The 13,227-nt window shown below is 71.8% G+C and carries 11 protein-coding genes; 6 read left to right on the top strand and 5 right to left on the bottom strand.

The genetic code is table 11. The annotated features are described in order from the left end of the window. Positions 1 to 146: 146 nt before the first annotated feature. Entirely contained in the window at positions 147 to 1,361 is a 1,215-nt protein-coding gene (locus tag WME90_RS27615) for a PcfJ domain-containing protein (protein ID WP_437274998.1), read from the bottom strand. Between the two features lie 497 nt (positions 1,362 to 1,858). Further along, positions 1,859 to 2,593 (bottom strand): formylglycine-generating enzyme family protein, encoded by a 735-nt coding sequence (locus tag WME90_RS27610; protein ID WP_437274997.1) that lies wholly within the window; start codon positions 2,591 to 2,593, stop codon positions 1,859 to 1,861. 153 nt (positions 2,594 to 2,746) lie between these two features. On the opposite strand from WME90_RS27610, the gene WME90_RS27605 reads away from it, so the two are divergent. The 3 genes from WME90_RS27605 (at position 2,747) to WME90_RS27595 (ending at position 6,113) form a co-directional block, all read left to right on the top strand. Then, positions 2,747 to 3,529, top strand: a complete 783-nt coding sequence (locus WME90_RS27605) for a hypothetical protein (RefSeq protein WP_437274996.1) — start codon at positions 2,747 to 2,749, stop codon at positions 3,527 to 3,529. 138 nt (positions 3,530 to 3,667) lie between these two features. After that, the gene (locus WME90_RS27600; protein ID WP_437274995.1) at positions 3,668 to 4,453 is read left to right on the top strand and encodes a hypothetical protein; all 786 of its coding nucleotides are present in this window, start codon (positions 3,668 to 3,670) and stop codon (positions 4,451 to 4,453) included. Positions 4,454 to 4,475: 22 nt separating this feature from the next. Further along, positions 4,476 to 6,113 carry an NFACT RNA binding domain-containing protein gene (locus WME90_RS27595; RefSeq protein WP_437274994.1) on the top strand — a complete coding sequence of 546 codons (1,638 nt, stop codon included), beginning with the start codon at positions 4,476 to 4,478 and terminating at the stop codon, positions 6,111 to 6,113. Between the two features lie 88 nt (positions 6,114 to 6,201). Here the strand turns inward: WME90_RS27595 and WME90_RS27590 are convergent, their stop codons facing one another. Both WME90_RS27590 and WME90_RS27585 read right to left on the bottom strand, forming a co-directional pair. Next, positions 6,202 to 6,660, bottom strand: a complete 459-nt coding sequence (locus tag WME90_RS27590; protein ID WP_437274993.1) for a tellurite resistance TerB family protein — start codon at positions 6,658 to 6,660, stop codon at positions 6,202 to 6,204. Between the two features lie 25 nt (positions 6,661 to 6,685). Next, the gene (locus tag WME90_RS27585; protein ID WP_437274992.1) at positions 6,686 to 7,465 is read right to left on the bottom strand and encodes a HAMP domain-containing protein; all 780 of its coding nucleotides are present in this window, start codon (positions 7,463 to 7,465) and stop codon (positions 6,686 to 6,688) included. Between the two features lie 823 nt (positions 7,466 to 8,288). On the opposite strand from WME90_RS27585, the gene WME90_RS27580 reads away from it, so the two are divergent. After that, positions 8,289 to 8,663 carry a molecular chaperone DnaJ gene (locus tag WME90_RS27580; RefSeq protein ID WP_437274991.1) on the top strand — a complete coding sequence of 125 codons (375 nt, stop codon included), beginning with the start codon at positions 8,289 to 8,291 and terminating at the stop codon, positions 8,661 to 8,663. Positions 8,664 to 8,782: 119 nt separating this feature from the next. After that, positions 8,783 to 10,135 carry a hypothetical protein gene (locus WME90_RS27575; protein ID WP_437274990.1) on the top strand — a complete coding sequence of 451 codons (1,353 nt, stop codon included), beginning with the start codon at positions 8,783 to 8,785 and terminating at the stop codon, positions 10,133 to 10,135. Here WME90_RS27575 and WME90_RS27570 read toward each other — a convergent pair. Further along, positions 10,132 to 11,385 carry a lamin tail domain-containing protein gene (locus WME90_RS27570; RefSeq protein WP_437274989.1) on the bottom strand — a complete coding sequence of 418 codons (1,254 nt, stop codon included), beginning with the start codon at positions 11,383 to 11,385 and terminating at the stop codon, positions 10,132 to 10,134. The two genes, WME90_RS27575 and WME90_RS27570, sit on opposite strands and share 4 nt — an antisense overlap. A gap of 379 nt (positions 11,386 to 11,764) precedes the next feature. Here WME90_RS27570 and WME90_RS27565 point away from each other — a divergent pair, with 379 nt between their 5' ends. Beyond that, positions 11,765 to 13,048: a PAS domain-containing protein gene (locus WME90_RS27565; RefSeq protein ID WP_437283668.1), complete on the top strand. Its 1,284-nt coding sequence runs from the start codon at positions 11,765 to 11,767 to the stop codon at positions 13,046 to 13,048. The last annotated feature ends 179 nt before the right edge of the window (positions 13,049 to 13,227 follow it).

Here is a 13,227-nt window from a genome sequence, read left to right as displayed (position 1 = left end):
GACCCCACTCCCGGCTCCTTGAAGCGCGAAACCCGATCTTGCAGAACCGGAATATCGGTCCTTGCGAGCCGTCGGTGGGTCCCTTCCGCTGACAGGTCGAGTCGGCGCTGGCGACCGCGGCTCGCCGGCATCTGACGAGCCGCGCATCAGGCGTAGCTGGCCACGGTGAGGCGCTCGCGCTCCGCCCACATGCCGATGATCCGCCGCGGCTGCCCGTCGGCGTAGCGGTTCGCGAACCCCCGAATCTGAACGATGGCCCGCGCGCGTGGCTCGACCTCGATCGTGAAGCGCCGCGCCGGCGCTCCCTCCCCGGCCTGGCGGCGCAGGGACCAGATGCTCGACGCGCCGCGCACGCAGCGGTCCTCGTAGCTCGCGACGCAGTGCCTGAGCGCGCGCCCCTCGACCACGAGCTCGCGGCTGCTCAAGAGCTCCACGATCGACCACGCGATCGGCGCCTCCTCGGCCTCCGGCCTCGGCGGCTCGGCGTAGTGGAAGCCTTGTAGCCTGGACGCCGCCCAGGTCCGGCCGGTGTCGCGGCGATACCCGAGCTCGGTGTGCCAGGCCTCGACGATGCGCAGGAGCGACCGAGGTGTCCGCCCGGCCAGCGAGAAATCCGGGTTCGGCGGCGGCTTTATCGCGATCCCCGCGTCGGTCGTGATCTCGGTCGTGCGGACGCACTGCGCGTAGAGGAAGTCGACGATGGTCGTGACCCCGACCGGGCCGAGGGCCTCCCAGTAGCGAACGAAGAAGCGCAAGGCCTGGCGCCACAGGTCTCCGTGGCCCAGATCGGCGGCGAGGTCGGTCGTCAGAAGGGTATCGACGAGCTCCGGCGGGCCGTCGAGGCCAAGGATCTCCGCGCGCCGCATCGCCGCCTGGAGCGGTAGGTGCGGCGGCGAGGCCAAGAGGATGTGCTCCATCCGGCGGGTCATCTGCACCGGAAGACCGGTGATCTCGCGGAACGGCCGGCCGTTCGCGTGCTCGATGAACCAGCGCTGCGGCTCCGGGTCGTCGGCGAGCCACACGGAGACGAAGCCGCGCGGGACGACATAGCGGCCGACGATGTGCTGCACCAGCGCGTGAAGCAGAGCATTCACGCCGGCGTCGCCGCCCGCCCACGTGGCCGCCGAGGCGACGTGCGCCGCGTGGTGGCGCGCGAGGTTCTTGAGCGCGCGCACGGCCGCGGCGCGCGACGCCTGGTCGCGGCCGGCGCATAGCAGCGTCGAGCGTTCGCGGACGTGACCTAGCAAAGAGGCAAAGGTGGAGCGCGCAGGGAGGTCGCCCGCGAGCTCCGAAAAGGTATCCCGGACGGCCCGATCGAGCTCGCGCCGGGCGTGGCGGTGGAAACTGATGGTGTTCGACACAAGCCGTTCTCCTCGCGTGGACCGAGCGCTCGGCCACGCCGTGCGGATTGGGAGGCGCCGAACACCGAGGGCCCCGCATTGGGCCGCTCGCCGCGCACCGGCGCTCCTTCAACACGCGCAACGCGCAACACGCGCACGCACGCCGCGTGAGACCTCGCTCGCCCGGGGCGAGGGGCAGCTCACACGGCGCGTCGTTCAGGAGAAGTGGGAGAAGAACACGAGGGCACTATGCCGGGCGCCGGCGGGAGCGTCAAGCAGCGCGCTCGCGCGGCGCTGACCGCGCCGCGCCGAGGACGAAGCCAACGTCGAGCTGGAGATTCCGTCCGAGCTCACCGGGCTCGACGAGCCATGACGCCCTCGGTCCTGAATTGGGGGGGCGGCTGCTCGATGCGGAGCTGTTCGCGACACCGCGTTACGTCGATTGGGCCGTGCCCACTATGGCGAGTTACCTGCAAGCTCGACCGCTGAGACCGCGCACCGCCATGACCGGTTCCGGGCTACGTCGGATCCTTGCAGCAGCGAAAACCGATCTCGTAGAACCGGAACATCGGTCCATGCGAGTCGTTGGTCCCGCGGCAACCCGCCCATGGCTTGGACCAGTATCCGCCCTTGAGCGACGAGCGGTGCGGCCACTCGGGCCGCGACGTCGACACCCACTCTTCCACGTTGCCGACCATGTCGACGACGCCGTACGGGCTCACGCACGCCGGATACGAGCCCGTCGGCTCGCCCTGCCAGAGCCGCTGCGTCTCGGCGGCGCGCACCGCGGGGTCGTCGGACGCGAGCCGCCGCTCGCTGATCCCTCGGTACGGCTTGCTCACGTTGCAGGCGGCCGGATCCTGGGCGTAACCGTAAGGGAAGGGGAGCGCCGACGGCCCCTCGCACGCGAGCTCCCACTCGAACTCGGTGCAGAGGCGCTTGCCCACGGCGGAGCACTCCCGCTCGGCCTCGATGAAGCGGAGCATCACGACCGGCAGCGCGCCGGCCCGGTTCGGCCACTCGTGGCGGTCCATACACGTTCGCACCGGCGTGAAGCGCGGCTCGGCGGCGAACAGGCCGGGGAAGAAGCCGAAGCAGTGGCCTCCGCGGTAGCTCGTGCAGATCCGCTGCACGTTCTCGCTGTGGGTGCCCTCGACGAGCACCATGTCGGGCGGGCAGGACGCGGCGGGTCCGGGCCGGGGCGGCGCGTCGGCCTGGGCGAGCAGCGGGGCGAGCAGGAGGTCGAGGAGCACGCGGCGGGTCTCTATCGCAAAGCGGCGCGGCGCACGAGAGGCCGCGCGGCGGCTCGCCGCGATTCGCGCCGGTCGCGCCGGCGCTGCGCTCGCGCAGCTCGCGCCGGCGCTGCGCTCGCGCTCGGGCGCCCACCTGGGGTATTCTCGCAGCCCATGGGAATTTCGCTGCTCAGGATGCGCACCGCCGCGCTCGCCGCCCTGGCCTGGGGGAGCGCTTGCGGTGGCAACGTCGTCGTCGACGGGATGCCCGACGGGTCAGGAGGCGCCGGCGCGACGAGCTCCAGCGCGATCACCGCGGGCGCGACCACCAACGGCGCTGTCGGCGTGGGCCCTGTCGGTGTCGGCGCGACCAGCGTCGGCGCTGTCGTCGGCGTCGGCGGGAGCGACGTGAGCGCTGTCGGCGTCGGCGGGAGCGACGTGAACGGCGCCGGCGGGTGGGGCCCGTCGGGAAGCTCGTCCACCGGGGTGGGCGGCAGCGCCGCCTGGTCGACGTGCGTGGGCTTCTGCGAGAGCTACCAGGAATCGTGCGGCGGGGTGGAGCCGGGCCAGTGCGGGACGATGTGTGAGATGGAGCTGAGCCGGGCGCCCCGGTGCAACGATCTGCTCGTCCCGTACTTCGACTGCCTGAACGACAACAGGTTCGACTGCAACCTGAACTCGCACCGGTGCCAGCAGTTCCTGAACCAGTACAACGCGTGCGCGAGCGGCGACCGCTGCCTGGAGCTCGAGTGCGCCGGCGATCGCGACGGGGCCTGCACGTGCAAGGGCGCGTGCCAGGGCTCGTTCTTCGCGGTCGAGTGCCGCGACCAGGGCTTCGGCAGGACCTCCTGCTCCTGCTTCGTCAACGGCGCGGAGGTGGACCGGTGCGAGGACACCGGCCCGACGTGCAACCTCGCGGAGCGCTGCTGCAGGCCGTACTTCGCCGAGTTCCGCTGAGATCGACACCCACTCTTCGACGTTGCCGACCAGGTCGATCACGCGGCACGGGCTCACCCCGATCGCGCTGGCGCCGCACTCGCGCCCGGGCGCGCACCTGGGGTACCCTCGCGGTCCATGGGAATGACGCCGCTTAGGATGCGCACCGCCGCGCTCGCTGTCCTGGCCTGGGGGGCCGCCTGCGGCGGCAACGTCGTCGTCGACGGGATGCCTGACGGATCAGGAGGCGCCGGCGCGACGAGCTCCAGCGTGACCACCACGGGCGCGCTCGGCTCCAGCGTGGTCTCCGTCGGCGTGGGCGGCCCCGGCGCGGTGACCGTCGGCGTGGGTGGCTCCAGCGCGGTCACCGCCGGCGTGGGCGGCTCCAGCGCGGTCGGCGTCGGCGTGGGCGGCTCCAGCGCGGTCAGCACCAGCGCGACCTGGATGGCCACATCGGGGACAGGGAGCGCCTCCACCGGGGCGGGCGGCGGCGATGCCTGGTCGATCTGCATGAATTTCTGCGAGACCTATACGGATGCGTGCATGGGGCCAGGTCAGTGCGAGGGGTTCTGTAAGGAGTCTCTGAGCCAGGCGCCCCAGTGCAATGAGGTGTTCGCCCTGTTCTTCGACTGCGCGACGAGCGGCAGCATCGACTGCTCCTTCGTCCTGGAACGGTGCCAGCCGTTCCTGGCCAAGTACGACGAGTGCCGGGCCAACGGCCGCTGCACGCCGCTCGAGTGCTTCGCCGCTAGCGACCGGGCCTGCTCCTGCAAGGGCTCGTGCCCGAACGCGGTGTTCACGGTCGAGTGCGTTCCCTACAGGGGCGGCGCGACCCTCTGCTACTGCCTCGTCAACGGCGAGCAGCGGGCTGCGTGCCAGGAATTCGGCCAGGCGTGCGATCTCGCCGTTGGCTGTTGTGAGCCGATCTTCGACGATTTTCGCTGAAGGGGCACGCGCGGCGTTCGCCATGGAGGACCACCCGAGGAGCGCGGCGCAGGGCGGGGCGCTCGCCGAGGCGCTCGCGCGCTGCGTGGGGGCGCGGATCGACGCGGCGCACGCGAATCCGGCGACGGGGCTCGTCGCGCTCGCCGTCTACGACGGGACGCGGCGCTTGCTCGGCGCCGGCATCGGGCCGCGCGTTTCGGGGGCAGGGATCCTGCCGCGGTTGCCGCGGCTCCGCGCCGGCGCGTCGCACCCGCTCGTCGCCGCGATGAGGGCGCACCTGGTCGGCCGCCGCGTGCTGGCGATCGAGGTGCGGGGCGACGGCATCGTGGTGGTCGCGGGCGACGGCGATGCGATGGTAGTGGAAAATGGCCGAGAGGGTGCGGAAGGCGCACCCGGGTTGGGGCCGGCAGCGGCCGCACCCGGGTTGGGGCCGGCGGCGGCCGCACCCGGGTTGGAGCCGGCGGCGGCCGCACCCGGGTTGGGGCTGGCGGCGGCCGCACCCGGGTTGGGGCCGGCAGCGGCGGCACCCGGGTTGGAGCCCGCGGTGCCCGCACCCGGGTTGGGGTTGCCCCCAGGAGCGCGGCTGGAGCTCACCCCGGGACGCCGCGGCGAGGCGCGCCTTCTCGATGCCGCCGGCAACCTGATCCTCCGCTGGCCGCCCCACGGGAGCGCCCCGCCCGCGGCGATCGCCTACCCGGCGGATCCGCTGGCCGCCGGCGCGGCGCTGGTCGACGCGAGCGACGACGCCGCCGCCGGGCAGGAGAAGGCGGCGCTCGCGCGCGCGGTGAAGGCGCGGCGCGCGGCGCTCGAGCGCAGGGCCGAGGCGGTGCGCGGCGATCTCGGGCGGCTGGGGAGCGTCGCGCGCCTGCAGAAGACGGGGCAGCTCCTGCTCGCGCAGGGCGCCCGCGTGCCGCGGGGCGCCGCGAAGGCGCTCCTCGACGACTGGGAGACCGGCGGCACGATCGAGGTCGCCCTCGACCCGGCGCGCCCCGCGAAGGCGCAGGCCGAGGCCTTCTTCGCCAAGGCGCGGCGCTACCAGCGCGGCGAGGCGGTGATGCGCGCGCGCCTCGCCGAGACCGAGCGCGCGCTCTCGGCGATCGCCGCGCTCGAGGCGGACGTCGCCGCGGCGGAGGCGCGGCCCGAGGCGCTCGATCCGCTCGCGCAGCGCGCCCGCTCCCTCGGCGTCTCCCGCGCGGAGCTCGCCGGCGCCGGCGAGCCCGCACCGTCCGGCGCCCGCGCCCCCGGGGCCGGACGGCCCGCGCCGAGGCGGCCGTTCCACGCCTACCGGAGCGCGTCCGGCGCGGCGATCCTCGTCGGCCGGGGCGCCGAGGACAACGACGCGCTGACGACGAAGCACGCGCGGCCGCACGACCTCTGGCTGCACGCGAAGGGCGTCGTGGGCTCGCACGTCGTCGTGCCGCTCGCGAAGGGGGCGAGCTGCCCCGCCGACGTGCTCGTCGACGCTGCGACCCTGGCGGCGCACTTCAGCGACGCGCGCGGCGAGGCGGTGTGCGAGGTGAGCTACGTCCAGCGCCGCTACGTGCGCAAGCCGCGCGGCGCGGCCCCGGGCGCGGTGGTCTTCGACCGGGAGAAGGTCATCGCCGTCCGCATCGAGGGCGGCCGCCTCTCGCGGCTGCTCGCGACAAAGGAAGAGGGCTGACGCCGCGCAGGGCTTGGCGGAGGCCGCGCACTGCCGGCGGAGGTCTTCGTCCGTCGGCGGCGCCCGCGGTCGGCCGCGGAGCCCGCCGTCAGGCGGCGAACGCCGCCCGGACCTGCTCGTTCAGGAGATCGAGCCGGCGCGCGGGGAGCTCGGCCGCGCGGGCGAGCGACTCGATGACCGCGCGCTCCGCGTCGGAGATCCCCTCGCTCGCGTGGGCGACCGCCAGCGCGACGATGATGCCCTCCTCCACCGCGTCGCAATCCATGAGGATCTCCGCGAGCAGCCGTATCCGGGGCTCGACGCCCGCCGCCGCGATCACCTTCAGGCTCGCCTCGATGAGGTAGCGGACGAGCTCGACGTTGAGCTGGGCGCCGAGCATCGGCTCGATCAGCTGGCGCAGGGCGTCGATCTCCTCGGCGTCGACGGTGCCGTCGGCGTTGGCCACGAGCGCGCCGAGGTCGACGATCGGGGTCGGGTTGTACTCGTTGAGATCGAAGCGGGCGCGGAGCAAGCCCGCCGCCTGCTGGACCAACTCGGGAGGCTTCATGTCTGCACCGCCCCGGCGACTCGCCTCATGACTCACCACCTTTCGGGCCGCGGCGCCGCACCGCCTCGGATTCGCTGAGGCCGAGGCAGAGCTGCGCCCGGAGCGCGCGCAGCCCCGCGAGCACCTCGGCGGAGGCCGACTCGGCCTCGGCCCGCTCGATCGTCGCGTCGAGCGTCGCGAGCCTGCCTGTCTGGAGCGCCTTGAGCGAGTAGGTCATCTGCACGAACGTGTCGAACAGGTCCCCGAGCTCATCGCCCTTCCGCAGCCCCTCTCCGATGGTGAGCCGCGTCGTGCCGACCTGGCGGCAGAGGCGCTTCATCTGGTGGACCGGCCCGACGATGCGCTGGGTGATGAAGACCCCGAGCACGCCGAGGACGGCGAGCAGGAACGCGCCGCCGCCGACGAGGATGGCGAGGAGGCGACCCTGCAGCGCCTCGACGTCGGCTCGCCGCTTCGCGACCTCTGCCAGGTTGCGCTCGTACTCGCGGTTCGTCTTCTCGAGCTCCTCGTCGAGGGTGTTGCCGAGCTCGTTGCCGTCGCCGCCGAGGGCGGCGGTGCTCATCTTGAGGATCTTCGCGCTGTTCGCCGCCTCTTTGAGCGCGAGCTCCGCCTGGGTCGCCGCGTAACGCGCCTGTTCGTTCGCGACGCTCGCGGTCTGCCAGATGACGAGTCCGAGCGCCACCATGACGGCGAGCACCACAGAGGCGAGGAGCCCGGTGTACTTGAGCTGGAATCGCGGGTTCAGGAGCAGCTTGCGGCGGGCAGCCGGGCGGGCCGTGGCGCGATCCTGAGCGGAAGAGGTCATGAGGGCTCGTCAGAGGACATACGACATCACCGCATGCCCAAGATAGACCAGGAGCGGGCCGCGCCGGTGCGACCCCCCACGAAAACGCACTGCGGTCTCCGTGGTACCGCATTCCGTGCGCCGGTCGCAAGGGCCAATTCCTCAGGGTCTTCGGTTGGGACGGGCTGCGTCGCGTGTACGGCTGTCTTGTTCACATCGATCTCCTCGGTCTCCTCGATGGCAGGATCTGGATCCAGCGACGGGACCGAGCACGGCATGGCGCGCGAGCTGATCCGCGAAGGCGTCGCGCCCGAGCGCATCGTGCTGGCCTTCCACCGGCCGGCGCGCGGCCGTACTCCGAGTTCCAGGCGGCCTGAGCTCTCCGAGGGGGCTCGGGCGACGCGGGAGGGGGCTCGGGAGACGGGGCCCCCGCAGGGGCACACGGGCCGCTGGGGTCGGTGGACGGGATCCTCCGAGCCGGAGGGCGTCTCCCCCGGGTCCGAGAGCGAGCGCCCCGCGGGGAGTGAGGCCGGCGAGGTGGGGACTGACCGCGGCGAGCCGGGGGGTGAGATGGCGGGAGGCGGGGAGGCGACGGGCCGAGGTGGGGGACGTGCACGGCGAGCCGGGGCCGGCAGCGCCGGAGGCGGGGACACGAGAGCCGGAGGCGGGGGATGAGGCGGCAAGGCGGCCTGCCAGAGCGGCAGGGCTGGAGGGGCGGTGGAGGACAGCCGCAACGCACAAAATGGAAGACCGCTCAAGGCGAAGCTTTCACGAGCCATGATCGGCTGTATGCTCTCGGGCATGAAGGACCCGAAGCACCTGCCCCGACCCGAGGGCCAGGCTCATGGCTGGTGAATCCTGCGGCATCTGCGGTGGCGACGGCCGCATCGCCAACTCGTTCTCCGGCACCACCGCCACCTGCCCGGGCTGCCACGGCACGGGCCGGCGCTCGGACGACACCGGCTTCCGCGACGTCACCAAGACAAAGCCTTCCCACTACCGGCAGCCGAACAAGCCGGCGGCCGTCGAGAAGCAGCAGGGACCTGTGTCGCTGGAAGGCATCCAACTCGCCAGGGAGGTGAACGCGGCTGCACATCTCTCCAGCGGGACGAAGGCCAAGCTCACGCTCGAGATCATGGAGCATGAGGGCACCCACGGAAAGTGCACCCAGACCTTCATCAAGAAGGTCCGCAAGCAGCTCCGTCCGCCCGGATCGTGAGCGGCGAAGGGCAGCCTCCACGACGCGATTGCAGCGTGACAACGGTCGGGCATAGCCTTCCGCATCGGCTACGTGCGAGGCTTCGGTCGTTCGCGCGAGCGTTCGAAAAGGAGCAGAGCGTGAAGCATCTTTCCGTCCTCGGATTGGCCTTGTCGGTGGGGGCATTCGTCGCGTGCAACAACGGCGAGGAGCCGACACCCCCGGCCGGAGGGGAGGGGGGAGATGGCGGCAACGAGGGTGCGTGCGCAACCGACGGCAACGGCACGGTCACCATCGAGGTGACCGGGCTACCGCCGGGGGTGGACGGCCGCGTCGAGGTCAAGCGCCGCGACTCGCTGCAGGCTGTGACCGAGACCGCGACGCTGATGGATCAAGGGGCGGGCACCTACGTGGTGACGGCGATGCGTGTCACCGACGACGATCCGATCGTCCGCACCGTCTACAAGCCGACGGTCTGGGAGGGCTTGTTCTGTCTCGAGCCGGACGTCGGCCACACCGTGACCGTGGAGTACGAGGCGATTCCGAGCAGCAACAAGCTCTGGACCAGCAATCTTCGAGGCTTTGCCTCCGCCCAGCTCGGCGCCAGCGGGGACGCGGACCCGAGCGTCGTCGGCGACGCGCCCATCGGCAAGGACGTGGCGTTCGACCGCGATGGCAACCTGTGGTCGCTCGGCGCGACGCTGGCGGAGAAGATGCTCGTGCGCATTCCCGCGCAGAACCTCGCGGCCTCGGGCAACAACACGTTCGATCGCGAGATCGACGTGCCCCAGATCGAGTGCATACCGGCGCTCAAGTCGATGGCGTTCGACCGCGATGGCAATCTCTGGCTCGGCGCGTGCGGCGGGAACATCCTCGAGATCCCGGCGGCGGCGCTCGCCGGCTCGGGCGATGCGACGGCCGGCACCGTGATTTCCGGCGTGAGCGACAGCGCGGATCTGGCCTTCGACGCGGCAGGGAACCTGTGGGTCGCGACGGGCGACGCCATCCTGCGCTACGACGCCGGGCGACTCGCCGCCTCGACCAGTGACGGCGCGGATCTCACGCTCACGCCGCGCGACGCGGAGGACAGCCGCGATCTCGGCACGACGGGGCTCGCCTTCGACGCCGAGGGGGACCTGTGGGGCTTCGACTTCGGCAGCAATTCGATCTTCGAGCTGGGCGCGCCCGATCTCGAGGGCACCGGCAGTCAGACGGTGACCTCGCGCGTGAGCTTCGTTGTCGGCGTGCTCTCGCTGCTCGACCGAGGCGCCTTCGACGAAGGTGGCGGGCTCTGGATCAGCTATGCGACGGACCAGATTGCGCGGCTCAGCCCCGCCCAGCTCGGGGAGAGCAGCGGCACGGGCGATCCGGTCGCTCCCGAGCTCATCGTCACGAGCGACGCGCTCGACAGCGGGCTCAGGGTGGCGTTCTTTCCGGCGCCCGAGGCGCTGCCCCTCTACCACACGGCCCTCAGTGGGCGGAAACCGCTCTAGAGGCAACCGCAAGCGAGCGAGCCTTCGCGCACCGAAAAGCCGTCGGCGTCGGCGTCGTCGGTCCAGAAGAACGGCTTGACGCCGCCGCTGCACTCCGCGTCCGGCGCGAGCGCGATGCCTTCGTTGTTGGAGTCCGGCAGCCCGCTGGGGTGCGTGAAACGCCGCTCCAACACGAAGCGCCCGAGCGCGTCGTCGATACCGAACACGGCGAATTGGTTGTCGCACGTGTCGTCGCAGGATGCCCACAAGCTCCCGGTGTCACGGTCGAGCTCGAGCCCCATCACGCCCGCGAGCGGCGTCGAGATGCTGGCCACCAGGGTGGCCGCGCCGCTCTGGTGGTTCAGCGCGAAAGCGTACACCTTGCCTGTCTCTTCGACGCCCACCAGAAACAGGCCGGCGCCGTGCTCGCCGTAGTCGCTCGGGACGTACGCTCGGGCCTTGCTCTCGTCGAAGAAGTGGTGCGCCGTGAGCAGGCTGTCAGCCACCCAGGTGATCGCTTCCAGACCCGCGTTCGCGCCGACCTCGGGCAAGAGGGCGGTGAGGTTCCACTCGTGGGTCGCGGTCAGCGTCGCTCCGGCGGCCGTCACGTCGTAGCGCAACACGGACAGCCGGCTCACGGACGGATCGTCCGTGTCGCGCTCGGTGCACACGTAGACGCCCGCCGCGCTCGTGGCGGCGAGCGTGACTCCCTCCGCGTCGGGCGTGCCGTTGCCGTTCGGGTAACGTAGCCGTTTACCGGAGGCCCAGCCATTGGACGTGTCCGGCGCGTAGCGCCCTCCGCTCTTCAGCAACCGAAACAGCTTGGCGGAGAGGTTGTCGGTCGCCCACAGCACTCCGGGCGGCTCGTAGGTCAGCCCGCTCAGATCGCTCTCGAACGCGTCCTCGCTGTCGAGCGTGTGCACCTCGGCCTTGCCGGGCCACGGCGACAGCTGCGTCGAGCCCTCCGGGCACGCGTCGGCACCGCCCGCCCCGGCGCTCGCGCCACCGGCTCCGGCGCCGTCGGCGCCGCCAGCGTTCGAAGTGCCGGCCACGCCGGTCGAGCCCGCGACAGCCGCAGCGCCGCCGCCCGCTCCGGCAGCGCCTCCTTGTGCAGCGCTCCCGCTCGAGCCTCCTGCCACGGACGAGGCGCCGGCCGCCGACGTACCGCCTGCCCCGCCCGACGGCGCAGGCGGAGGCGGCTCGCTCGAGCCGCTGCCGCACGCGGCCAGCCATGCCATCGCGGCGACGGTCGCGTAAGACCGGAGGTTCATCGCGCTCGCGGTGCTTTGCCAACCGGTCGCAGGCACCAAGCAACGATAGCGCTCGAGCGCGCCACGCCACAACGGGTTGTGTTCGAGATCCTCCGCGCGAGCGTCAGCAGACGTCGCGCGCGGTCGTGCTGGAGCGCGCGACGCCGTGATCACTGCTCCAGGACGAGGCGAAGCGGGGGCAAACCATGGCTGCACCTCGACATCGCCGCCCCTCCAGCGATCTCCGATGCAGCTTCCTCGCGCTCGCCCTGCGCCCGCCTCGCACGCTGGCGAAGGCAATGCGCCCCGCGTGCCAGGGCCGCTGTCGGGATGTTGGATACCCAGGAAAATTGTGATCCGCCCCAGCTCGAAGCTGGGATACGATCGCCCTGAGAGGGTGATGGACGCGCAGAACACCGTGGCGCTCGAGGCGGAGCTGGACGCATTGCAGAAGGAAGTGCAGCGCCTGCGCTCCCGCATCGCCGAGCTGGAGGAGGCCGACCGCAGCCCCCCGGAGCGCTTGCTCGACGCGCTGCCCAGCCTCGTTTACGTGCTCGATCTCGATGAGGGGCGGTACATCTACGGGAACCGGGAGCTCGCCGATCTCGCCCGAGGGGGTGGCGGAGCCGCGGCAGGCCCGCTCCGCGGCGGCGGCCTGTCCCCCCTGTTCCATCCAGACGATATCGGGCGCGTCGAGGAGTACCGGGCTCGCGTGGCGGCCTCGGAGAGCGGGGAGCAGGCGACGGTGGAGTACCGCGCGCGCGGTCGCGACGGCGGCTGGCGCTGGTTCCTCGAGCGAGGCGTCGCCCTCGGCCGCGATCCGGAGGGATCGGGGCGCCGGATGCTCGGCTCGGCGCTCGACATCACCGCGCGCAAACACACGGAGCAGATGCTCGAGCGGAGCGAGAGCCTGCTCCACGCGTTCCTCGAATACACGCCGTCCATGATGGTCGCGGTGGACGCGGAGGGCCGGCTCCTCCTCGTGAACCGCGAAATCGAGTCCTTCTACAGGAGGAGCCGCGAGGAATTGCTCGGACGGGTCGTCTACGACATGCTCCCGGCGCCGGCGGCCGCCTCGATACGAAAGGCCAATGAAGAGGTGGCTGCCGCCGGGCGCTCCGGCACATCCGAGCACGTGCTCGTCTTCCCGAACGGTCCGCGCGATTACCTGTCGACAAAGTTCCCCATCCGCGACGCCGAGGGGAAGGTCTACGCGGTCGGGACGGTCTCGGTGGACATCAGCCGCACCAAGCAGGCCGAGGCCGAGCGCGCGGACATGCAGCGGCAGCTCATCGAGATGCAGCAGAAGACGATCCAGGAGCTCATCACGCCGCTCTTGCCGCTGGCGCACGGCGTCGTCGCGATGCCGATCGTCGGGAGCGTCGACCCCGCGCGCGCCGAGCAGATCCTGACGACATTGCTCGAAGGGATCGCCGCCCGACAAGCCAAGATCGCCATCCTCGACATCACCGGGGTGAAGGTCGTCGACGAGCGGGTGGCGCGGTCCTTCGTCGACGCGGCCCGGGCCGCGGGGCTGCTCGGCACCCGGGTCGTGCTCACCGGGATCAAGCCGCAAATCGCGCAGACGCTCACGACGATAGGCGCCGATCTGAGCGGCGTCGTGACCAAAGGAACCCTGGAGAGCGGCATCGCCTATGCGCTAGGACGCCGGCTCCGCTGGTGACCGAGCGCGCTCCCACCGAGAGGCCGGGTGTACGCGCGTGCGCACAAGGCGTCCGCGGCATTGGAGCAGCCCGCGAGTATCGCGGGAGAGCAGTATCCTGGCGCCCCTGACGGTGTATCATGTTGATGACATGCGCCCGCGCCCATCGCTGGAGCGCGGGGCGCTGTCGGTACAACGAG

The sequence above is a fragment of the Sorangium sp. So ce375 genome, assembly GCF_051473855.1.
In the GTDB taxonomy this organism is placed as follows: Bacteria; Myxococcota_A; Polyangia; order Polyangiales; family Polyangiaceae; genus Sorangium.
This window is presented reverse-complemented; position numbering and strand designations above follow the sequence as displayed.

What these genes read in the sequence shown, in the direction of transcription:
- WME90_RS27605 (WP_437274996.1), top strand. Translation starts at nt 2,747, where the DNA reads ATGGGAATTTCGCTGCTCAGGATGCGCACCGCCGCGCTCGCCGCCCTG.
- WME90_RS27600 (WP_437274995.1), top strand. Translation starts at nt 3,668, where the DNA reads ATGCGCACCGCCGCGCTCGCTGTCCTGGCCTGGGGGGCCGCCTGCGGC.
- WME90_RS27595 (WP_437274994.1), top strand. Translation starts at nt 4,476, where the DNA reads ATGGAGGACCACCCGAGGAGCGCGGCGCAGGGCGGGGCGCTCGCCGAG.
- WME90_RS27590 (WP_437274993.1), bottom strand. Translation starts at nt 6,660, where the DNA reads ATGAAGCCTCCCGAGTTGGTCCAGCAGGCGGCGGGCTTGCTCCGCGCC.
- WME90_RS27585 (WP_437274992.1), bottom strand. Translation starts at nt 7,465, where the DNA reads ATGACCTCTTCCGCTCAGGATCGCGCCACGGCCCGCCCGGCTGCCCGC.
- WME90_RS27580 (WP_437274991.1), top strand. Translation starts at nt 8,289, where the DNA reads ATGGCTGGTGAATCCTGCGGCATCTGCGGTGGCGACGGCCGCATCGCC.
- WME90_RS27570 (WP_437274989.1), bottom strand. Translation starts at nt 11,385, where the DNA reads ATGAACCTCCGGTCTTACGCGACCGTCGCCGCGATGGCATGGCTGGCC.
- WME90_RS27565 (WP_437283668.1), top strand. Translation starts at nt 11,765, where the DNA reads ATGGACGCGCAGAACACCGTGGCGCTCGAGGCGGAGCTGGACGCATTG.